The following is a 20,131-nucleotide window of genomic DNA, read 5'->3' as shown; positions in this document are numbered from 1 at the left end:
ACCACGACTATGCAACCCTTCCCTGCCCCTGCCGCTCCTGGCGGCGACGCGGCCCGCTGGTCGGCCGTCGCCGAGTGGTACCACTCCTACTTCACCGGTCTCGTGATGACCATGGTCACCCGCCGCGGCAGCCGCGAGGCGGCCGAGCTCGTTTTCCATATCTTCCGCCGCCAGCATCTGGAACGCTTCCTGCCCGGCCTGGAAAAGCTGGGCATCGCCGGCCTGCCGCCCGCCGTGGCCGCGGCGCGCTACCACTACCTGTCGAACGCCATCGGTGGCGTGCGCGTGGAATACATGGAGGAATCGAGCCGCAAGGTCTGGGTGCGCTATCCGACGCCGCGCTGGGCCTGGCAAGGCACGGCGCTCTGCGCCATCCCCGGCGAGGTATCCCGCGCCGTCCTGCGAGGCTGGCATGCGCACAACGGCGTTTCGCTGGGCACGAGCCGGCTGGGCTTCGTGTGCACCAAACAGGCCATGGACGGGCAGCCGGGGCTGGAAGGCTACTACTGCGAGTATGACCACGACATCTCCGAGGAAGAGCGCCTGCGCTTCGCGCGCGGCGAGGAAGCCCCCGATTTCGATCCCGCCAGCGCGCCCACGCTGCCCACCGCCACCTGGCCCCAGGACCGCCTGCAGAAGGCGCGGCGCAACTACGCCATGGAATACGTGCGCACGGCCCTGCCCGAGCTCATCGGCCTGCACGGCCCGCACGAGGCCGCCTGGCTGGGCGGCATCACCGCACGCCTCGTCGGCATGCAGTTCTACAGCGGCACGGCCGCCGCGTTCGGCCTGCCGGATCAGGGCTCCGCGCAAGAGTTCGCCCGCTTCATGGTCGCGCTCGCGCGCGCCCAGGGCGACGAGGCCGAGCTGATCGAGGACGGCGGCGCCCCCGGCGTGCGCCAGGCCACCTGGAAGCTGATGGCTGGCCTGACTCAATTGCACGGCGCGGCCTTCGACGCCTGGAACTGCCTGCTGGAAGGCGCCTTGTCGGCGCACAACCGCCGGCTGGACCTCAAGGTCACGCGCCGCCTGGACCAGGGCGAAGGAGCGTTCGAATGGCGGATCGCGCCGCGCGGCATCCTGGTTGGTCCCATCCCCGGAGGCCGGACATGAACGGGTCCAGCCTTGCCGGCCTGCGGGTCATCGATGCCTCGCGCGTGCTGGCCGGCCCCTATTGCGGCCAGATGCTGGGGGATCACGGCGCCGACGTCATCAAGATCGAGCCGCCCGCCGGCGACGAAACACGCACGTTCGGCCCGCCGGTGAATGCCGGCGGCGCGGCCTATTACCAGGCCCTGAACCGCAACAAGCGCGGCGTCGTCCTGGACCTGAACCGCGAGGACGCGCGCGAGGTCTTCTGGCGCATGCTGGACGGCGCCGACGTGCTGATCGAGAACTTCAAACCCAGCACGCTGGCAGCCTGGGGCGTCCCCGACCCCGCCGCCCTCTGTGCGCGCTTTCCCCGGCTGATCCATTGCCGCATCACGGGTTTCGGCGACGACGGCCCCATGGGCGGCCGGCCGGGCTATGACGCCGCGGTGCAGGCCGCTTGCGGCCTGATGAGCGTCAACGGCACGGCGGACGGCCCGCCCCTGCGGCTGGGCGTGCCCATGGTGGATCTGGCCACCGGCATGCAGGCGACGATCGCCGTCCTCACGGCGCTCGCCGAGCGCGCCCGGTCGGGGCGCGGGCAACTGTGCGATGTCGCGCTGCACGATTGCGCGCTGAGCGTCGCGCATCCGCATCTGGCCAACTACCTCTGGACGGGCAAGACGCCGGCGCGCTCCGGCAACGGCCATCCCAATATCGCGCCCTACGACGCCTTCGACACCGCCACGGTTCCCGTGTATGTCGCGGTGGGCAACGAGCGGCAATTCGCCACACTGTGCGCGCAGCTCGGCCATCCCGGCCTCGCGCAAGACCCCCGCTTCCTGCGCAACGTGGACCGCATCGCCAACCGCGGCGAGCTGCGCGAGGAGCTGGCTCGCCTGCTGGCCGGCCAGGACGGCCGCAAGCTTGCCGAATCGCTGACCGGCGCCGGCGTGCCCGTCGCTCCCATCCTGGACGTGGCAGAAGCCATCGCGACGCCGCATGCCGCCCACAGGGAAATGGCGCTATCCCAGGGCGAGTACCGGGGGCCGGGCTTTCCCATCAAGCTGAGCCGCACGCCCGCCTCGCTGCGCACGCTTCCCCCGCTGCCCGGAGAGCACGGCGACGAAGTGCTGCGCGAAGCGGGATACGGCGATGCCGAGATCGCCCGGCTGCGGGAGGCCGGGGCGCTGGGCCCGCCCCGCTGAATTCCGGCGGCGCGCCCTGCGCCGCCCATGACATGAACCGCGGCACAGCGGCTTCCGGCAATACGATAAACAGGAGACAACCATGAAATTGCATCACCTGCCCTTGCTTGCGGCAATGCTGGTTTCCGGTCCGGGCGCCTTGGCCGCCAACAGCTTTCCAACACAGCCCGTGCGGATCGTCGTTCCGCATCAGGCGGGCTCCACCACGGAGACCTTCGGCCGCATGCTCACCCCCGAGATGAGCACGCTGCTGGGCCAGCCGATCGTGATCGAGTCGCGCCCAGGCGCGGCGGGCACCATCGGCGCGCGCGACGTGGCGCTGAGCAAGCCCGAGGGCTACACGGGATTGATGAATGCGTCCATCCAGGTCATGTACCCGGGCATATTCAAGACGCTGCACTTCGACCCCATGAAGGACTTCACGCCGGTGGGCGTGTTCGGCTTCGCGCCCATGGTGGCCGTGGTGCGCGCCCAATCCCCGATCAAGAGTTTCCGCGACCTTATCGAGGCCGCGCGCGCCAAGCCCGGCAGCATCACGTTCGCCTCGGGCGGCCTGGGCTCGCTGCCGCACCTGGTGGGCGAACTCGTCAATGTGCGCTCGGGCGTGCAGATCAGCCATATCCCCTACAACGGCACCGGCCAGGCCCTGACGGACGTTCTGGGCGGGCACGTCGACGTCCTGTACGCCTCGGTGGCCAGCGCCCTGCCCCAGATCAAGGGCGGCAAGCTGCGCGCCCTGGCCGTCACCTCCGCCGCCCGCATCGACCTGCTGCCCGACGTGCCCACCATCGCCGAATCGGGCATCCCGGACTTCGACGTCACGTCCTGGTATGGCTACTGGGTGCCCAAGGACACGCCGCGCGCCATCGTGGACCGCCTGAACCAGACCATGCGGGACGCGTCGGCGATGCCGGCCGTCGCCAAGCGGCTGGCCAACGACGGCATCATTCCCAGCAAGATGGACGCCAAGGAATTCGCGGCCTTCGCGGCCACGGAGAACAAGAAATGGCTGGACGTCATGAAGCGGGCCAACGTGCAGCCGAACTGAGGCGCGCCGTCATCCTGCCAGCAGCCGCTCGACGCGGGCCGCCACGTCGAGCAGCCGCCAGTCCTCGTGCCACCGGCCGCAGAGCTGCAACCCGATGGGCAGCCCCGCCGCCGACCGGCCGCAAGGCATAGACAGCGCAGGATGGCCCGTAAGGTTCATGGGATAGGTATAGGGATACCAGGCGCCGCGTATCGTGCCCGCGGGCCTGCCGGCGATCTCGACGATGCCGTTGGGATCCTGCGTGACCGGCAGGGGCGGCGCCGACACCGTCGGCGACACCAGGACATCGTGGCGTTCGAACACGGCCTGCAGGGCATTGAAGGCCTGCGTGCGCGCCGCGATCGCGTCCAGCAGCGCGGCCGCGCCGTGCTCGCGGCCCCGCTCCACCGTGGCCACCAGCGAAGGATCGAGACGTTCGCGGAAGGCCTCCAGCCTGGGCCCCACGCGCGAGGCCGTCACCGACTCCAGGATGACCAGGAAATGCCGTTCGAGCGACACGAAATCCAGCGACACCGGCTCGACATGCGCGCCGTCCTCTGCCATGCGCCGCACCGCCGCGTCCGTGGCCGCCAGCACTTCCGGATCCACCGGATTGCCGCAAGCGGGCAGATAGGCCACCCGCAGCCCAGCCAGCGTCGCCTCGGCCGGCCCGCGCTCCGGAAGCGCCAGCTGGCCGTAGGGATCCCGGCGGTCGGCGCCTTGGAGCACCCCGTAAAGCAAGGCGGTATCGGCGACGTTGCGGGCCATCGGCCCTACGTAGGAGTTCGCGCCGAAGAGATCCGCCGGCTGCAGGTTGGGGATGGCGCCCAGCGTGGCCTTCATGCCCACGATGCCGCAGCAGGACGCGGGAATGCGGATCGAGCCGCCGCCGTCGGTCCCAAGGGCCAGGGGCCCCATGCCCGCCGCCACGGCCGCCGCGGCCCCGCCGCTGGAAGCGCCGCAGGTATAGCGCGGATCGATCGGGTTGAGCGTGCGACCGAACAAGGGAGCATCGGTGCTTTGCTTGTGCCCGAATTCGGGCGTGGTGGTCTTGCCGATCAGGATGGCGCCCGCGGCCTTGGCCCGCGCCACGGCCACCGCGTCCTCGCGCGGCACGAAGTCTTCGAAAATGGCGGACCCCATCGTCGTGCGCACGCCCGCCGTCAACGTGAGGTCCTTGACCGAATACGGCACGCCATGCAGCGGCCCCAACGGGTCGCCCCTGCGCACCGCCGCCTCGGCTTCGCGGGCGGCGGCCAGCGCCTGGTCCGCCGTCACCGTGATGAACGCGTTGAGGTCGGCCCGGGCCGCGATGCGCTCCAGCACCGCGGACACGGCCTCCACCGGCGACGCCTGCCCGCGCCGGATCGCGGCGGCCAGCGCCAGCGCATCCATGCTCGTCAATTCATCCATTCCTTCCTGCCTCCGTCAAACGCCGCCGCTAGACCATCCAGCGGCCGCCATCGATCAACAGGGTCTGCCCCGTAATGAAACGCGCCTCTTCGGACGCCAGGAAGGCCACCGCCGCGGCCACGTCGTCCGGCTCGCCCACGAAACCCGCGGGAGTCTGCGCCACGATGCGCTGCAGGATCGCCGGCGTCAGGCGCTCGTGCGCGCGGGTGCGGATGGCGCCGGGGCACACCGCGTTGACCGTGACGCCCGCAGGCGCCAGTTCGCGCGCCAGCGAACGCGTGAACCCGACCACGCCCATCTTCGCGGCGGCGTAGTCGGCCAGCCCTGCGTCGCCTGCGAAAGCGGCATCGCTGCTCATGTTCACGATGCGGCCGTAACCACGAGCCCGCATACCCGGCGCCGCCAGCCGCGATGCGCGCATCGCCGTCAGCAACGACACCTCCAGCACGAAGCGCCATGTGGCTTCGTCCGATTCCGCGAAGGGGCCGGACCGCTCGCGCGCGCTCTGGCCCACGTTGTTGAACAGCACGTCCGGCGGGCCTAATGAGGATTCCACGCGGGCGAAGAATTCCTCCATCACCTCGGGCACGGTGCAATCGCCCTCCAACGCCAGCGCGGCCCGCGCCTCCCGGCGCGCTTCTTCCACGTCGAGATCGAGCACCGCCACCCGGGCGCCCTCCGCCGCGAAACGCCGGGCCGCGGCCGCGCCTATGCCCTGCCCGCCGCCTGTCACGACGACGACTTTCCCTTTGAAACGCTCGCTCATGGCATCGTCCTGTCCCATCTGTCTTTCACCGCGGTATTCGCCCGCGGGGCCTAATGGAAGCTGCGGCCGCCGTCCACCGCCAGGGTTGCTCCGGTGATATAGCTGGCGCCGGAACCGCTGAGGAACAGAATGGCCTCTGCCACTTCCTCCGGCCTGGCGACGCGCCGCAAGGCGTAGCGCGCGCGTATGGCGGCCAGGGCGGCCTGGGGATCCGGGGCGTCCTCGTAGCTCGAACGGAACAGGGGCGTGTCCACCGCGCCGGGGCACACGGTCGCGACCCGGATCCCGAAAGCGGCCAGTTCCATCGCCAGCGCCTTGCCGAACATATTGATCCCCGCCTTGGCGGCGCAATAGGCGCTGCGCTGCGGCAGCGGACTGAGACCGGCCGCGGAAGACACGTTGACGATGCTGCCGCCGCCCGCCTTCTTCAGATGCGGCACCGCGGCGCGGCACACATGCATGGGGCCGCTCAGGTTCACCGCCAGCACACGGTTCCAGTCTTCGTCCCGCATCGACTCCAGGTCGGCCAGCAGGTCGACGCCCGCGCAATTGACCACGCCGTCGATGCCGCCCAGCGCATCTGCGGCCTCCCGCAGGGCTCGGTCGACGGCGGCGCTGTCCGTCACGTCGCAGGCCAGCGCGGCGGCCGGCGGCAGCTCGCGAACAGCCTCGGCAAGCGCGCCGGCGTCGCGGTCCAGGATCGCGACCGCCGCGCCCCGGCCCAACGCCAGGCGCGCGAACGCCAGCCCGATACCGCTGGCGCCGCCCGCCACCACAAAGCGCCGGCCCCCGCTCATGCCGCGCTCCGCAGGCGCGGCCGGATGTCGTCCGTCATCACGTCGCAGCGGTCTATCCAGACCCGCTCGTGCGCCTTGGCGTAGCGGATCATCTCGTCCAGCACGTACAGGCGCGAGGGCTGGCCGATGATCTCGGGGTGCATGCCCAGCATCATCATCCGATCCTCGGCATACAACAGGTCGAATTCGCGCTTCCATGCCTCCAGCACGGCGGAAGGCGACTGCATCGTGCGCCCGGGCAGCACGATCGAGTATTGGAAAAAGGGCGCGTCGTCCAGCACCCAGCGAAACGGCAGCTCCACGATATCCGTGGACCGGCCGCCGATCTCCAGCAGATAGGGAGAATCGTCGTCGAAGAAATTCGACGAATAGTCGAAGCCGTATTCGCGGATCAGGTCCAGCGTGATCTCGCTGAACTCGGCGGCGGGCGAACGCCAGCCTCGCGGCCGGTATCCCGCGGTGCGCACCAGCGCGTCCATGCCGAGCTCCATTTCCTCCCGCTCTTCCTCCGGCGTCAGGTTGACGATCCAGCGGTGCGTGTGGCTGTGGTGCGCCACCTCGTGGCCGTGGTCCACAATGGAGCGCACCATGTCCGGATGCGCCAGCGCCACCACGCCCGGAACGAAGAACGTGGCCTTGACCTCGTGGCGCGCCAGCAGCGCCAGCACGCGCGGCACGCCGACCTTCCAGCCGTAGGCGCCCTGCGACATCAGGATCGGGCGCTTGGCGTAGGCCGCATCGCGCGCCGTCCACATGGTCTCGGCGTCCACATCGAACGTCAGGAATAACGGAAAACCCTTACTCGTCACGGACATCGCCGCTCCTTGTCTTACACATGCTTGTGGAAACCCGTCCAGCGCTCCGCGAGCACCAGGGCAATCCCGGTAACCAGGATGAGCAGCGCCGAGACCGCCGCCACCGACGGATCCACGCCCTGCTCCACCGAGGTGAAAATCTTCACCGGCAAAGTGTTCTGGCTGGCGGACAGCAGGAACACCGATACCGGCACGTTATCGAGCGAAGTAATGAAGGCGAACAGGCCTCCGGCCACCAGGCCAGGCTTGAGCAGCGGCAGCGTCACCAGCCGGAACGCCTCCAGGCGCCCGGCGCCGAGCACGCAGGCCGCATCCTCCAGCGCCTCGTCCACCGACGCCAGGCTGGCCAGGCTGGCGCGCACCACGTAGGGCACCGTAATGACCACGTGGGCCAGCCACAGGCCGACATTGCTGCCGCGCAGCCCCGCCGCCGCGTAGTACTGCAGCAGCGCCACCCCCAGCACCACGGAAGGGAGAATCAGCGGCGCCATGAACAGCGCGTTCAGCAAGGCGGCCCCCGGCACCATGCGGCGCTGGATGGCGCACGCGCCCGCCAGCCCGAGCGCCAGCGAAGCCGCGGTCGAACCGGCCGCCAGCCACAGGCTGGTCCAGGCAGCCTCCAGGTAGTCGGGATCGCTCAGCGCCGCCTCGAACCATTTCAGGGTCAGCCCCTTCGGCGGCAGCGTCAGGTAGGCCGTGTCGCTGAAGGCGGCCAGCACCACCACCAGCACCGGCAGCTGCAGGAACAGCACGACCAGGAACGCGATGCCGGTCAGGACCGGCCCGCTCGCGCGGCGTTCGCTCATTGTTCGCCTCCCCAGCGTTTCAGCAGCCGGCTGGACACCCCGATCACCGCCAGCGTCAGCGCGGTCAGCGCGAACGCCATCGCGGCTCCGGACGGCCAGTCCAGCGTCAGCAGGAAGTCGTCGTAGATCATGGTGGCCATGACCTTGTAGGTCGGCCCTCCCAGCATGCGGGGAGTGACGAGCGCGCTGATCGTCAGCACGAACACCATGATGGACCCGGCCAGGATGCCGTGCGCCGTCAGCGGCAGCGTCACGGACAGAAAGGTGCGCAGCCTGCCGGCCTGCAAGGTGTAGGCCGCGTCCCGCAGGTCCCGCGGCACGGCCTGGATGACGGGCACCAGCATCAGCACCATGAAGGGCAGGAAAATGTGCGCCATGCCCACGAGGACGCCGGTCAGGTTGAACATGAGCTTGAGCGGGCGCTCGATCAGCCCCAGGTCCATCAGCGCATTGTTCAGCAGGCCGCGGTTGGACAGGAGCGCGATCCAGCCGAAAGACCGCACGACCAGATTCAGCAGCATGGGGAAAATGACCAGCAGGGTCAGGGCCAGCTTCAGACGCGGACGCGCATGCGCGATGACCCAGGCCAGCGGATAGCCGAGCAGCAGGCAAAGCGCCGTCACGCTCAAGCCCAGGCCCAGGCTGCGCAAAATGACTTCGCGGTAGAACGGATCCGTGGCCAGCCGCGTGTAATTGCCCAGCGTGTAGCCTGCGCCGATGCCCGCGCCCGGCACGTATTCGCGCAGGCTGAGCGGCGCCATGAAGAGCGCCGGCCCCACGAAGGCCAGCAGCAGCACGAGCAGCAAGGGCGACGCGAGCAGCGCGCCCGCCGAGCGGCGCCTCATGCCGCGGCCTCCGCGCCGGCGCGGCGCGTGGCGTACACATGCTGCGGCCGCACCCCCAGCCACACCTCATCGCCTGCCGCAAGCCCCGACTGCGGGCCGTTGGTGGGCGTGTCGGCGATGAGTTCCCCGCCGCCCGGCAGCGCCACCACATACTGGACCCGCGCCCCCACGAACGAGCGCAGCGCGATCCGGCCCGGCAGGCCCGCGCCAGCCGCGTCCTTCAGCGGCAGTATGGAAATGTCCTCCTGGCGCACCACCACGTCGAGCGCGTCGCCGGCCGCGAGCCCCTCGGCGCGTTCCACCGGCAGGCGGTGCCCGCCCTGCAGTTCCGCTTGCGGGCCGCCTCCGTCCATCGCCAGGCGGCCCTGGAGCCGGTTGGGCCGGCCGATGAAGCCCGCCACGAAACCCGTGGCGGGACGGTGGTAAATGGCCTCGGGCGTATCGAACTGCTGCACCACGCCGCCGGCCAGCACGCAGACCCGGTCGGACATGCTCATGGCTTCGGTCTGGTCGTGCGTGACGAACAGCGTCGTGATGCCCACCTCGCGCTGCAGGCGCTTCAGCTCTATCTGCATCTCGTCCCGCAACACCGCGTCCAGGTTGGACAGCGGCTCGTCGAACAGCAGGATGCTGGGGCGCGGCGCGATGGAGCGCGCCACCGCCACGCGCTGCTGCTGGCCGCCCGAAAGCTGCCTGGGCATGCGCTCGCCCAGGCCCGACAGGCGCACGCTGGCCAGGGCCTCCTCGACGCGCGCCCGCAAGGCCGCCCCGGCTATGCCCTGCCGGCGCAGCCCGAAAGCCACGTTTTCAAACACGGTCATGTGGGGAAACAGAGCGTACGACTGAAACACCAGGCCGACCTGGCGCTGGTTCGGCGGCAGCCGGGTGATGTCGCGGTCGTCGACCAGGATGCGGCCGCTGGTGGGCGCGATCAGGCCGGCCACCATGCGCAGCACCGTGGTCTTGCCGCAGCCCGAGGGCCCCAGCAGCGATACGAATTCCCCGTCCTTCACGGACAACGACACGCCGGCGGCGGCCGTATGCCCCTCATAGCGCTTTTCAAGACGATCCAGTGTCAATGCAGGCATGGCGATGTCCCGTGTTCCGGCGCCTCAGCGCGCGACCTCGCGCTGCCAGCGGCTGACCCAGGCCGGCATGCCGCGGGCCACCGCCGCCGGGTCGGGCAGCCACAGTTCGTCGAAGTGCTTGCCCACCGCCACGATCCGCGACGCCCTCTCCGACAGCTGGACCTCGGTATTGACCGGCCCGGCGTATTTTTTCTCGGCGAAGCAGGTCTGCACCTCCTTGGACAAGAGCGCGTCGATGTACTGAGTGGCCAGGTCGGGGTTCTTGCTGCCCTTGGGAATCGCCACCGACGGCAGGATGCCCACCGCCCCTTCCTCGGGATAGACCACCGCCAGCGGCAGGCCGCTGTCTATGGCCGACCCGGCGCGGTCCGAGTACCAGACGGCCACGGCGATTTCCTTGCGTTCGAACAGGGACACGATCTGGTCGGCCTGCGTATACAGCAACGCCGAGGCCTTCGCCAGCGGCGCGATAGCGGCGAAACCCGCGTCGAGATTGTCCAGCGTGCCGCCGCGCATCCGGTTCAGCGCCAGCAGGAACTGCGAGCCAGCCGTACCGCTGATGTCGCCGATGGCCAGCTTGCCTTCGTATGCGGGGTCGGCAAGATCGTTCCAGGACTTGGGCGGCGTCTTGACCTGCGTGGTGTCGTAGACGATGACGGTGGACCCCGTCATGAAACTCACGTAGTGCGGAGTATCGCCGTCGAAGGCCGACGGCGCCACCGCTTTCGCATTGGCGAGGCGGGCGCGATCGATGGGTTCCAGCAGATTCTCGTTCTTCAGCTGGGTAGCGAGCGAATTGTCGAGATACACAACGTCGAAGTCGGACTTGCCTCCCGTGGCGCGGACCGCGGCCGCGAACTGGGCCGAACTGCCCAGCTTGGTGCGCACCCGGGCGCCCGTTTTCTTTTCGAAAGCCTTGATCTGGCATTCGCGCGATGCGTCCAGGAACGAACCGCCGAAAAGACCCACCACCAGGTCGGCCGCCAGCGCATTGCCGCCCCAACCGCACATACCGACCATGGCGACGCATGCAAGCGCCTTGGAAATCCTGACGTCCATGAAACCTCCTCGCGAGAAGATGGGCCCGGGCCTCTACCTGAAGACAATCAGGCACGGAACCCCGGTATCTGGTGCTGTTCAGCAATTTATCTTTCTGAAAAGATAAATTCAATGAGGGTTTTCACGCTGCTTGCAAAGGCTGTCCGGAATGCGTTAAATGCTTCTCCAGACAGGACAGACCCGGTGATCCCGGACGCATCCATGACGCATCGCGACAACCCGACGCAAGCCGCGGCCGACGCCGCCACGCCCTATTCCCACCTGAATCCCGACGACGATCTCATCGGCCGCGGCATCGCGCAGTGGCGGCGCGAGCGACCGGACATAGACAGTTCCGGCAAGGAAGTCGTGGGCCGCCTGATCCGGCTTGAGGAAGTGGTGCTGCGCGCCATCAACGCGTCGCAGGAACCCTATGGCCTGAAGTACATCGAGTACGCGGTACTCACCACCTTGCGGGTGGATGGCGCGCCCTACTGCCTGGCGCCCTCGCAATTGCAGGCGCGGCTGCTGTGCAGTTCAGGCGGCCTGTCCAATATTCTCAAGCGCCTGGAAAGCCAGGGCCTGGTGCGCCGCGAGGTGGACAAGGCCGACCGCCGCGGCGTGCTGGTCACGCTGACCACCAAGGGCAGGCATCTGGCCGACAAGGCCATGCCCGCGCACGCGCAGGCCGAGCAGGAGCTGCTCGCCATGTTCACGCCGCAGGAGCGCGACACCCTGGCGCGGCTGCTCAGCCGCATGCTGGTGGCCAACGCCCCCGAACTGGGCCAGCCGCCCGGCGCCGACGCCTGACGCGGCGCGGCAGCCACCAGGGGGGTTCCTTGGAGCGGCCCCAAGGCAAAAATAGGCCCCCACGCCGCGCAGGCTTCGCCTGCTTGCTGCCCCCAGGGGGGCGTTTTTGCCTTGGGGCGGCCCGGCGGCAAAAATAAAAACCGGCCCAAAGGGCCGGTTCGCGTCTGACAAGGGGGGATGGACGGCTCAGGCCGGGCCGTTCCACTCCGTGACGAATTCGCGGTAGTCGGGGCGCTTGGCCTGCGGCACCGCGCAAGCCGGAGTGCCGATGGCGAGGAAGCCCAGGAAGCGGTAATCCAGCGAGTCCAGGCCGAGCGCGCCCTGGACCTCTTCCACATAGGTGCCTATGCCGGTGCTCCAGAACGCGGCATAACCCAGCATATGCACGGCGTTCAGCAGGTTCATCGTTGCCGCGCCGGTGGCCAGCAACTGCTCCTGCTCGGGGATCTTCGTGTTGTCGTGCGCGATCTTCTGCGCCACCGCGATGAACAGCGGCACGCCCGCCATCCATTCGCGCACGGATTTCTCCTTTTCAGGCGTCATGCGCGGGTCGCCGCTGCGCTTGACCGCATCCAGCGCCAGATCGGCCAGCTTACCGATGGCTTCGCCGCGGATCACCACGAAACGCCACGGACGCAAGGCGCCATGATCCGGCGCCGACATGGCGGCCTGCAGGATCTGTTCGAGTTCGTCGGGCTTGGGCGCCGGGGCGCGGAGAAACTTGAACGAGCGGCGGGAAATCAGGGCGTGCAGCGGAGTGGCGGTCTGGGTAAGGGTCATGGATTCCTGCGCAAATGGGAAAGAAACATATTCTCATATTAAGCGATGGGCACGGCCGGGGGGCCGATCCCCCGGCGCACAGCAAGGACATACGGGTGGATTCAGCCCAGATGCGTGTGCCGTTCGTGGCGCTCTTCCACCTGCATTTCGTTCAGGCCATGCAGGATGCCGCAGTTTTCTGCGTCGGGTTGGGCCGACAGGCAGCGCTGGCGCAACTCGGTCAGCTGCGACTTCAGCTGGGTGAGTTCGGCGATGCGTTCGTCCACGTGGGAAATGTGCTCGTCGAACAGCTCGTTAATGGGGCCGCAACCGGTCTGGTGGTTGTCCGCCAGGGACAGAATGGCGCGGATTTCGTCCTGCGTCATGTCCAGCGCCCGGCAATTTCGGATCAGCCGCAGCCGTTCCAGATGAGGCTGCCCGTAGCTGCGGTAGTTGTTCAGGCCCCGTTCCGGGGCGGGCAGCAGCCCTTCCTTCTCGTAATACCTGACGGTCTCGACCGTGGTGCCGGTCGCCGCGGCCAGTTCGCCGATACGCATCGTTGCCTCCCGGATCGCATCCGAATGATATTGGGGGTTGACCCTATAGTAACTCCAAGGTGTGCAATAGCGTCACCAGCATATTTCAAGGCAGAGGACGATGTCTTTACCTCCGGTCAAACAACATGAACACGCGCCCGCCGGCCACGGCGGCGCCTGCTGCGCACAGGATGGCGAATCGCGCGCCCGCGAGGGCCACGACCACGCAGGTCACGATCACGCGGCGCACGATCACTCCGGCCATGGCCACGAGCACGGCCGCCCGGCCGAACGCCACGCCGAGGCCTCATGCTGCGGCCACGACCACGCCGCCCAGCCCTTCACGGTATCGGACGCCGGAGCAGCCGCACTCAGCGCCGGCCCCGGGCAGTCGCTGGCGCGCCTGCGCATCGGCCAGATGGACTGCCCCACCGAGGAAACGCTGATCCGCAAGAAGCTGGACAACATGGACGGCGTGCACGCGCTGGACTTCAACCTGATGCAGCGCGTCCTGACCGTGGTGCATGCCGAGGGCGCGCTGGACCGCATCATGGCCGCGATCCGGTCGCTGGACATGACGCCGGAGGCGCTGGACGAAGGCGCGCCGCAAGCGCCGGCGCCCGCGGCCAAGGCAGTGAACTGGTGGCTGATCGGCGGCGCGGGCGTGCTGGCGGCCTTGTCCGAATTTTCGCATTTCGCGGGCTGGCCGCTGGCCGTCACCGCAGTGCTGTCCGTGGCCGCCATCCTCGCCTGCGGGGTCAGCACCTACCGCAAGGGCTGGATCGCCGTGCGCAACGGCAATCTCAACATCAACGCGCTGATGAGCATTGCCGTGACCGGCGCCGTGCTGATCGGCCAGTGGCCGGAGGCGGCCATGGTGATGTTCCTGTTCAACGTAGCCGAGCTGATCGAGGCCCGTTCGCTGGACCGGGCCCGCCACGCAATCCGCGGCCTGCTCGACTTGGCGCCGGAAACCGCCACGGTGCGCCAGGCGGACGGCGGCTGGGCGGAAGTGCCGGCCGCCAGCCTGCGCGTGGGCGACATCGTGCGGGTGCGGCCGGGCGAACGCATCGCGGCCGACGGCGTCATCGTCAGCGGCAGTTCCGCCGTGGACCAATCGCCCATTACGGGTGAAAGCCTGCCCGTCGAAAAGACGCAGGACGATCCCGTCTATGCCGCCACCGTGAACGCCTCCGGTTCGTTCGAATACCGCGTTACCGCGGCCGCCGGCAACACCACGCTGGCGCGCATCATCCACGCAGTGGAGCAGGCCCAGGGCGCCCGCGCCCCGACCCAGCGCTTCATCGACCGTTTTTCGCGCATCTACACCCCGGTGGTGGTGGGCATCGCGGCGCTGGTGGCCCTGGCGCCTCCGCTGCTGTGGGGGCAGCCCTGGTACGACGCGATCTACCGCGCGCTGGCGCTGCTCATCATCGCCTGCCCCTGCGCGCTGGTGATTTCGACCCCGGTCAGCATCGTCAGCGGCCTGACCGCCGCGTCGCGGCGCGGCATCCTGGTCAAGGGCGGGGTCTACCTGGAAGAGGGCCGCAACCTGAAGTGGCTGGCGCTGGACAAGACCGGCACGCTGACCCACGGCAAGCCCGTGCAGACCGATATGCAGGATTGGGAACCATCCGACCTGACCCGCCACCCCGCGGCGCTGGTCGCGGCCAGCCTGGCCGCCCGTTCGGACCACCCCGTGTCGCTGGCCGTGGCCGCCGCGGCGCATGAGGCCGGCAAGGCCTTGCTGGACGTGGCCGATTTCGCGGCCCTGCCCGGGCGCGGCGTTTCCGGCTCGATCGACGGCGTCGGTTTCCAGCTGGGCAACCTGCGCCTGATGCGCGAAGCCGGCGTCGCCAGCGACGCCCTGGAAGCGCGCATGGTCGAACTGGAACGCCAGGGCAAGAGCGTCATCGCGCTCACCGACGGCCGCCGCGTGCTGGCGCTGGCCGCCGTGGCCGACACCGTCAAGCCCAGCAGCGCCTCCGCCATCGCCGACCTGCACGCCCTGGGCGTGCGCACGCTGATGCTGACCGGAGACAACACGCCCACGGCGCGGGCCATCGCGCGCCAGGTCGGCATCGACGAGGCCCGCGGCGACCTGCTGCCCGAAGACAAGCTGGCCGCCATCGAGGGCAAGCTGTCGCGCGAGGGCGGCGTCGGCATGGTGGGCGACGGCATCAACGACGCCCCCGCGCTGGCCCGCGCCGACATTGGCTTCGCCATGGGCGCGGCCGGCACCGGCACCGCCATCGAAACCGCCGACGTGGCCCTGATGGACGACGATCTGCGCAAGATCGGCGTATTCCTGCGGCTGTCGCGCGCCACGCACAGCGTGCTGGTGCAGAACATCGCGCTGGCGCTGGGCATCAAGGCAGTGTTCCTGGCGCTGGCCGTGACGGGCCACGCCACGCTGTGGATGGCCGTCTTCGCGGACGTGGGCGCCAGCCTGCTGGTGGTGGCCAACGGCTTGCGCCTGCTGCGCGCCGCGCCGGCCGGCCATGCCGCAGGCGGCAGGTAAGCCGGGCGGGCGGCTTCAGCCCGCCTGCTCTTCCTGGGGCCAGTCGCGCAGCACGGGCGCGTCCGGCGCGCCCGGGCCGACGTCGCGCAGGTGGTCCTTCTGCAGCAGCGCCATGCGGTAGGCGTCGCGGTAGGCGCCGTTGGAGAAGAACTCTTCCTTCAGCAGGCCCTCGATGCGGAAGCCGCAGCGTTCGTAGATATGGACGGCGGCGCTGTTTTCCTTGTCGACCACCAGATACACCTTGTGCAGGTTCAGCACGCGGAAGGCATAGCCGACCGCGATGCGGGTAGCGGCCTTGGCGTAGCCGCGGCCCTGGTAGCTGGGCGCGATGATGATCTGGAACTCCGCGCGGCGGTGGATGTAGTCGATCTCCACCAGTTCGACCAGGCCGGCCGGCTGGCCGGTGTCGTGCTCGATGATGAAGCGCCGTTCGTTCTGGTCGTGCAGGTGGCGGTCGTACAGGGCGACCAGTTCGTCGTAGGCCTCGTAGGGCTCTTCGAACCAGTAACGCATGATGACGTCGTTATTGTTGATCTTGTGCACGAAGTGCAGGTCGCCGCGTTCCAGCGGGCGAATTTTGATATCGGATATGACCGACATGGATACCTCCGGAAGTCGCTCCATTCTATTCCTTGCCCGTCCCGCCATTTTCGGAGAATTCTGATTTCCGCGCCCTCCTCAGCCTTCCGCGAACGCCGGCAGGCGCAATTCGATCCGCCGCAGCAGTTCCGTCGCGGCGGACGACAGAGGCCGGCCCAGCCGCAGCAGCGCCTGGCATTCCGGCGCGCTCAGGACCGGGTGGGCAATGGGAATCGCCACCAGTTCGCCGCTGGCCAGTTCGTGGTGCACGCCCAGATTGGGCATCAGCGTCACGCCCGCCCCCGTCATCGCGTACTGCTTGAGCACGCGCAGGGAATTCGTGGTGAGGCTGGGCGTGAGGTGAACGCGCTCGGTGAATTCCAGCAGGTCGACGGCCTGGCGCAGCCCATAGGGAGACGCCATCAGCGCGAACGGGTACGGCAGGATGTCCGCGATGGTGAGCGGCGCGCGACGCGCGGCCAGGGCATGCCCGCGGGCGGCCAGCAGGCAGACCGGATGCTTGCGGCTTGCGCGGCACCGCAGCCTCGGATCCACGGGCGGGTTGTAGGCCAGGCCGATGTGCGCCGCGTCTGTCGCCACGGCCTCGACCACCTCGTTCACCGACCCGACGTTGACGCTGATGTTGATCTGCGGATATTCGATGCAGAACGGCCCGACCACGTGCTCCATCAGGCTGTCGATGAAGCCTTCGCTGATCATCAGGTGGACGCTGCCGCGCTGCATGCCGCGCCATTCCTGCAGGCGCGCGTTCAGGTGCTCTTGCTGCGCGCGGCAGCCCCGGTAGTATTCCAGCAGCATCTCGGCCGCCTCGGTGGGCGCCAGCCCGCGCGCCCGGCGCTCGAACAGCGGCACGCCCAGCTCCTTTTCCAGCTGCTGGATTTGCCTGCTGATGACGGAGGCGGCCGTGTCGAGCTTGTCCGCCGCCCCCCGTATCGATCCGCAAGCCACGACCTCGTGGAAGTATTTCAGGCGAGCCTGGCTGATTTCCTGCATACCCGTCTTCCCCCAGGCGGCGCGCACGGGCGCCGCCGAATGATCGGATTATCGTTGCCCTGAAGGCAACGATAATTATCGCCCAGGTCATTGTCTGGAACGCGCGGCCTCCCAATAATGGCGGCGCCGGGGGCCTGCGAGGCCCCGGCGCCTTTCCAAGCCATCGCGGGCGCAGACCCGCGCAGGAGACATGCAATGCCCCATCCGGCCACGCCGGGCGCGGACCCGCGCCTGGCCCCCCTGTACCGCAAGATCACCTGGCGCCTGCTGCCCTTCTTGCTGCTCTGCTACGTTTTCGCCTACCTGGACCGCATCAACATCGGCTTCGCCAAGCTGCAGATGCAACAGGACGTCGGCATCTCCGACGCCGTCTACGGCCTGGGCGCGGGCATCTTCTTCCTGGGCTACGTCATGTTCGAAGTGCCCAGCAACCTGTTGCTGACGCGCATCGGCGCGCGCCGCACCATCAGCCGCATCATGGTCCTGTGGGGCCTGACCTCGGCCTCGATGCTGTTCGTGCAGGGCGAATGGAGCTTCTATGCGCTGCGCTTCATGCTCGGCGTATTCGAGGCCGGCTTCGCGCCCGGCATGATCTTCTACCTGACCTACTGGTATTCGCAATCCCGCATGGCCGGCGTCATGGCGGTAGTGATGCTGGCCGGCCCCATCGGCGGCATCGTGGGCGGCCCCATGTCGGCCTGGATCATGACCGCCTTCTCGGGCGCGCACGGCCTGGACGGCTGGCAATGGATGTTCCTCCTGGAAGGCCTGCCCTGTGTGCTGCTCGGCGTGGCCGCCTACCGCTATCTCGACGACAAGCCCGCAGAAGCGCGCTGGCTCGGCACCGAGGAAAAGGCGCTGCTGGCGGCCGACCTGGAATCGCGCGGCGCGCAGCAGAAGCATTCTTTCGCGCAGGTGCTGCGCGACCCGGCCATCTACGGCATGGCGCTGACGTACTTCTGCCTGATCTGCGGCATCTATGCGGTGAGCTTCTGGCTGCCCACCCTGCTCAAGCTGGCGGGCGTGCAGGACACGATGGAAATCGGCCTGTACTCGGCCATCCCCTACGTGGCGGCGGCCCTCTTCATGTTGTGGTTCGCGCGCAGTTCGGACCGCATGCAGGAACGGCGCTGGCACACGTTGGCGCCCGCGCTGATGGCAGGCCTGTCGCTGTGCGTGGCCACCGCGGCGCCGACGCAATTCGCGCTTTCCCTGACCGCGATCACGCTGGCCACGGGATTCATGTGGGCGGCTTACACGGTATTCTGGGCGATCCCCTCGCAATACCTGAAGGGAGAGGCGGCCGCCGGCGGCATCGCCCTCATCAACAGCATCGGCCTGCTGGGCGGATTCCTCAGTCCATCGATCATCGGGTGGTCCAAGGAAGCCACCGGCTCGCTGGCCGGAGGGCTCTACGTGATCTCCGCCCTGCTGGTGGCCGGAGCCCTGCTTTTGCTGGTGAACCGCCCGCCCCGGTCAGCCCACGCCCGCGCCTGACGTTCAATCCACAGGAAACCCATCATGCACATTCTGGTTGCTGGCTTCCAGCACGAAACCAACACCTTCGCGCCCTCCCTGGCGGGGTACGACAACTTCGTCCGCGGCGAAGGCTTCCCGGCCATGGTGCGCGGCGACGACATGCTGGCGCTGCGCGAGGTCAACATCCCCGCCGGCGGCTTCATCAACGCGGCGCTGGCGCAGGGCCACACCGTGCGCACGGTGATCTGGGCGGGGGCCAGCCCCTCCGCCCATGTCACCCGCGACGCCTACGAGCGGATCGCCGGCGAAATCCTGGACGCCGCCCGCGCCGGCGCCTACGACGCGGTCTACCTCGACCTGCACGGCGCAATGGTCGCCCAGCACCTGGACGACGGCGAAGGCGAGCTGCTGGCCCGCATGCGCGAAATCGTCGGGCCCGGCGTGCCGGTGATCGCCAGCCTGGACCTGCACGCCAACGTCACTGCGCAGATGCTGCAGGCCGCCGACGGCCTGGCGGCGTTTCGCACCTATCCCCACGTGGACATGGCCGACACCGGAGAACACGCGGCGCGGCTGTTGCAGGCCCGCATCGCCGCCGGCGGCGGCTGGGCCCGCAGCGAGCGCCGCCTGCCGTTCCTGATCCCGATCAACGGCATGTGCACGATGCTGGAGCCGTCGCGCGGCGTCTATGAGCTGCTGGCCGAACTGGAACAGACTCCCGGCGTGGCCTCGATTTCGTTCGCGCCGGGCTTCCCGGCAGCGGACTTCCCCGAATGCGGACCGGTGGTATGGGCCTACGGCACCGACGCCGCGGCGGTCGAGCGCGTGACCGAGACGCTCTACCAACGCGTGCTGGAACTGGAGCCCCAGTGGTCGCCCGACTTCCTGGAGCCCGCCGAGGCCGTGCGCCGCGCCCAGGCGCTGGCGGCCGGCGCGGCGCGCCCGGTGGTGATCGCGGACACGCAGGACAACCCGGGCGCGGGCGGCGACGCCAACACCACCGGCATGCTGCGCGCGCTCGTCGAGGCCGATGCGCAGAACGCCGCGCTGGGGCTTTTCTATGATCCCGAGGCCGTGCGCCTGGCCACCGAGGCCGGGCTCGGCAATAAGGTGCGTCTGAAGCTGGGCGGCCAGTCCGGCGTCGCGGGCGACGCCGCGTTCGAAGGCGAGTTCACGGTGGAAACGCTGTCGCCCGGCAAGCTGCGCTTCGACGGGCCGATGATGAACGGCATGGATGTGGACCTGGGCGCCGTGGCCGGCCTGCGGATCGGCGGGGTGCGGGTGGTGGTCAGCGCCACCAAGTCGCAGATGCTCGACCGCAACCTGTTCCGGGTCGGCGGCGTGCAGCCCGAGGAAATGGGCATCCTGGTCGTGAAAAGCTCCGTGCACTTCCGCGCGGACTTCCAGCCGATCGCGCACGAGGTGCTGGTGGCGAAGGCGCCCGGCCCCATGCAGGCCGATCCGGCGGACCTGCCCTGGACCCGCCTGCAGCCGGGCATGCGCATCAAGCCGCTGGGCCGGGCGTTCTCGTACTGAGCCCT

19 protein-coding genes are annotated in these 20,131 nt (G+C 68.8%); 7 read left to right on the top strand and 12 right to left on the bottom strand.

The annotated features are described in order from the left end of the window. Positions 1 to 9: 9 nt before the first annotated feature. From JL37_RS17215 to JL37_RS17205, 3 genes are all read left to right on the top strand, one after another. Positions 10 to 1,113 (top strand): hypothetical protein, encoded by a 1,104-nt coding sequence (locus JL37_RS17215; protein ID WP_052097312.1) that lies wholly within the window; start codon positions 10 to 12, stop codon positions 1,111 to 1,113. Then, on the top strand, positions 1,110 to 2,297 hold the full coding sequence (locus tag JL37_RS17210) for a CaiB/BaiF CoA-transferase family protein (RefSeq protein WP_043545626.1): 1,188 nt from the start codon (positions 1,110 to 1,112) through the stop codon (positions 2,295 to 2,297). The genes JL37_RS17215 and JL37_RS17210 overlap by 4 nt, the downstream gene beginning before the upstream one ends. A gap of 82 nt (positions 2,298 to 2,379) precedes the next feature. Next, entirely contained in the window at positions 2,380 to 3,345 is a 966-nt protein-coding gene (locus JL37_RS17205) for a tripartite tricarboxylate transporter substrate binding protein (protein ID WP_043545623.1), read from the top strand. Between the two features lie 9 nt (positions 3,346 to 3,354). On the opposite strand, the gene JL37_RS17200 is transcribed toward JL37_RS17205, so the two are convergent. From JL37_RS17200 to JL37_RS17165, 8 genes are read right to left on the bottom strand one after another with little or no spacing between them, the layout of a single operon-like run. Then, complete coding sequence (locus JL37_RS17200; protein WP_043545621.1) at positions 3,355 to 4,737, bottom strand: amidase; 1,383 nt, start codon at positions 4,735 to 4,737, stop codon at positions 3,355 to 3,357. Between the two features lie 28 nt (positions 4,738 to 4,765). Further along, positions 4,766 to 5,503 carry an SDR family NAD(P)-dependent oxidoreductase gene (locus JL37_RS17195; RefSeq protein WP_043545843.1) on the bottom strand — a complete coding sequence of 246 codons (738 nt, stop codon included), beginning with the start codon at positions 5,501 to 5,503 and terminating at the stop codon, positions 4,766 to 4,768. Between the two features lie 50 nt (positions 5,504 to 5,553). Continuing rightward, positions 5,554 to 6,300 carry an SDR family NAD(P)-dependent oxidoreductase gene (locus tag JL37_RS17190; protein ID WP_043545619.1) on the bottom strand — a complete coding sequence of 249 codons (747 nt, stop codon included), beginning with the start codon at positions 6,298 to 6,300 and terminating at the stop codon, positions 5,554 to 5,556. Continuing rightward, entirely contained in the window at positions 6,297 to 7,115 is an 819-nt protein-coding gene (locus tag JL37_RS17185; protein WP_043545616.1) for a polysaccharide deacetylase, read from the bottom strand. Before JL37_RS17185 ends, JL37_RS17190 begins: the two co-directional genes overlap by 4 nt. A 14-nt stretch (positions 7,116 to 7,129) precedes the next feature. Further along, positions 7,130 to 7,921: an ABC transporter permease gene (locus JL37_RS17180; RefSeq protein ID WP_052097310.1), complete on the bottom strand. Its 792-nt coding sequence runs from the start codon at positions 7,919 to 7,921 to the stop codon at positions 7,130 to 7,132. Then, positions 7,918 to 8,766, bottom strand: coding sequence for an ABC transporter permease (locus tag JL37_RS17175; RefSeq protein WP_043545615.1), 849 nt, complete (start codon positions 8,764 to 8,766; stop codon positions 7,918 to 7,920). Before JL37_RS17175 ends, JL37_RS17180 begins: the two co-directional genes overlap by 4 nt. Beyond that, a complete protein-coding gene (locus tag JL37_RS17170; protein ID WP_043545613.1) occupies positions 8,763 to 9,854 on the bottom strand; it encodes an ABC transporter ATP-binding protein in 1,092 nt (363 codons plus the stop codon). Before JL37_RS17170 ends, JL37_RS17175 begins: the two co-directional genes overlap by 4 nt. Before the next feature lie 24 nt (positions 9,855 to 9,878). Next, entirely contained in the window at positions 9,879 to 10,913 is a 1,035-nt protein-coding gene (locus JL37_RS17165; RefSeq protein ID WP_081955103.1) for an ABC transporter substrate-binding protein, read from the bottom strand. Between the two features lie 201 nt (positions 10,914 to 11,114). On the opposite strand from JL37_RS17165, the gene JL37_RS17160 reads away from it, so the two are divergent. Further along, complete coding sequence (locus JL37_RS17160; RefSeq protein WP_081955102.1) at positions 11,115 to 11,702, top strand: MarR family winged helix-turn-helix transcriptional regulator; 588 nt, start codon at positions 11,115 to 11,117, stop codon at positions 11,700 to 11,702. 186 nt (positions 11,703 to 11,888) lie between these two features. On the opposite strand, the gene JL37_RS17155 is transcribed toward JL37_RS17160, so the two are convergent. Together JL37_RS17155 and cadR are read right to left on the bottom strand one after the other, a co-directional pair. After that, positions 11,889 to 12,482: a nitroreductase gene (locus tag JL37_RS17155; RefSeq protein ID WP_043545611.1), complete on the bottom strand. Its 594-nt coding sequence runs from the start codon at positions 12,480 to 12,482 to the stop codon at positions 11,889 to 11,891. A 101-nt stretch (positions 12,483 to 12,583) separates the two neighbouring features. Next, positions 12,584 to 13,018: a Cd(II)/Pb(II)-responsive transcriptional regulator gene (gene cadR, locus JL37_RS17150; RefSeq protein ID WP_043545608.1), complete on the bottom strand. Its 435-nt coding sequence runs from the start codon at positions 13,016 to 13,018 to the stop codon at positions 12,584 to 12,586. A 100-nt stretch (positions 13,019 to 13,118) separates the two neighbouring features. On the opposite strand from cadR, the gene JL37_RS17145 reads away from it, so the two are divergent. Further along, on the top strand, positions 13,119 to 15,518 hold the full coding sequence (locus tag JL37_RS17145) for a cation-translocating P-type ATPase (protein ID WP_043545605.1): 2,400 nt from the start codon (positions 13,119 to 13,121) through the stop codon (positions 15,516 to 15,518). Positions 15,519 to 15,533: 15 nt separating this feature from the next. Here JL37_RS17145 and speG read toward each other — a convergent pair whose 3' ends face one another. Together speG and JL37_RS17135 are read right to left on the bottom strand one after the other, a co-directional pair. Continuing rightward, a complete protein-coding gene (speG, locus tag JL37_RS17140; RefSeq protein ID WP_043545604.1) occupies positions 15,534 to 16,118 on the bottom strand; it encodes a spermidine N1-acetyltransferase in 585 nt (194 codons plus the stop codon). Between the two features lie 78 nt (positions 16,119 to 16,196). After that, positions 16,197 to 17,111: a LysR family transcriptional regulator gene (locus JL37_RS17135; protein WP_043545602.1), complete on the bottom strand. Its 915-nt coding sequence runs from the start codon at positions 17,109 to 17,111 to the stop codon at positions 16,197 to 16,199. Positions 17,112 to 17,306: 195 nt separating this feature from the next. Here JL37_RS17135 and JL37_RS17130 point away from each other — a divergent pair, with 195 nt between their 5' ends. Together JL37_RS17130 and JL37_RS17125 are read left to right on the top strand one after the other, a co-directional pair. Next, positions 17,307 to 18,608: an MFS transporter gene (locus tag JL37_RS17130; RefSeq protein WP_043545601.1), complete on the top strand. Its 1,302-nt coding sequence runs from the start codon at positions 17,307 to 17,309 to the stop codon at positions 18,606 to 18,608. Positions 18,609 to 18,632: 24 nt separating this feature from the next. Continuing rightward, positions 18,633 to 20,126, top strand: a complete 1,494-nt coding sequence (locus JL37_RS17125; protein ID WP_043545599.1) for a M81 family metallopeptidase — start codon at positions 18,633 to 18,635, stop codon at positions 20,124 to 20,126. Positions 20,127 to 20,131: the final 5 nt, after the last annotated feature.

Source organism: Achromobacter sp. RTa (genome assembly GCF_000757485.1).
GTDB lineage: Bacteria > Pseudomonadota > Gammaproteobacteria > Burkholderiales > Burkholderiaceae_B > Achromobacter.
Note: the sequence above shows the minus strand (reverse complement) of the source record. Positions and strands in the feature narration are given on the sequence as shown.

Coding starts and splice junctions, on each gene's coding strand:
- JL37_RS17215 (WP_052097312.1), top strand. CDS start 10: ATGCAACCCTTCCCTGCCCCTGCCGCTCCTGGCGGCGACGCGGCCCGC.
- JL37_RS17210 (WP_043545626.1), top strand. CDS start 1,110: ATGAACGGGTCCAGCCTTGCCGGCCTGCGGGTCATCGATGCCTCGCGC.
- JL37_RS17205 (WP_043545623.1), top strand. CDS start 2,380: ATGAAATTGCATCACCTGCCCTTGCTTGCGGCAATGCTGGTTTCCGGT.
- JL37_RS17200 (WP_043545621.1), bottom strand. CDS start 4,737: ATGGATGAATTGACGAGCATGGATGCGCTGGCGCTGGCCGCCGCGATC.
- JL37_RS17195 (WP_043545843.1), bottom strand. CDS start 5,503: ATGAGCGAGCGTTTCAAAGGGAAAGTCGTCGTCGTGACAGGCGGCGGG.
- JL37_RS17190 (WP_043545619.1), bottom strand. CDS start 6,300: ATGAGCGGGGGCCGGCGCTTTGTGGTGGCGGGCGGCGCCAGCGGTATC.
- JL37_RS17185 (WP_043545616.1), bottom strand. CDS start 7,115: ATGTCCGTGACGAGTAAGGGTTTTCCGTTATTCCTGACGTTCGATGTG.
- JL37_RS17180 (WP_052097310.1), bottom strand. CDS start 7,921: ATGAGCGAACGCCGCGCGAGCGGGCCGGTCCTGACCGGCATCGCGTTC.
- JL37_RS17175 (WP_043545615.1), bottom strand. CDS start 8,766: ATGAGGCGCCGCTCGGCGGGCGCGCTGCTCGCGTCGCCCTTGCTGCTC.
- JL37_RS17170 (WP_043545613.1), bottom strand. CDS start 9,854: ATGCCTGCATTGACACTGGATCGTCTTGAAAAGCGCTATGAGGGGCAT.
- JL37_RS17165 (WP_081955103.1), bottom strand. CDS start 10,913: ATGGACGTCAGGATTTCCAAGGCGCTTGCATGCGTCGCCATGGTCGGT.
- JL37_RS17160 (WP_081955102.1), top strand. CDS start 11,115: ATGACGCATCGCGACAACCCGACGCAAGCCGCGGCCGACGCCGCCACG.
- JL37_RS17155 (WP_043545611.1), bottom strand. CDS start 12,482: ATGACCCTTACCCAGACCGCCACTCCGCTGCACGCCCTGATTTCCCGC.
- cadR (WP_043545608.1), bottom strand. CDS start 13,018: ATGCGTATCGGCGAACTGGCCGCGGCGACCGGCACCACGGTCGAGACC.
- JL37_RS17145 (WP_043545605.1), top strand. CDS start 13,119: ATGTCTTTACCTCCGGTCAAACAACATGAACACGCGCCCGCCGGCCAC.
- speG (WP_043545604.1), bottom strand. CDS start 16,118: ATGTCGGTCATATCCGATATCAAAATTCGCCCGCTGGAACGCGGCGAC.
- JL37_RS17135 (WP_043545602.1), bottom strand. CDS start 17,111: ATGCAGGAAATCAGCCAGGCTCGCCTGAAATACTTCCACGAGGTCGTG.
- JL37_RS17130 (WP_043545601.1), top strand. CDS start 17,307: ATGCCCCATCCGGCCACGCCGGGCGCGGACCCGCGCCTGGCCCCCCTG.
- JL37_RS17125 (WP_043545599.1), top strand. CDS start 18,633: ATGCACATTCTGGTTGCTGGCTTCCAGCACGAAACCAACACCTTCGCG.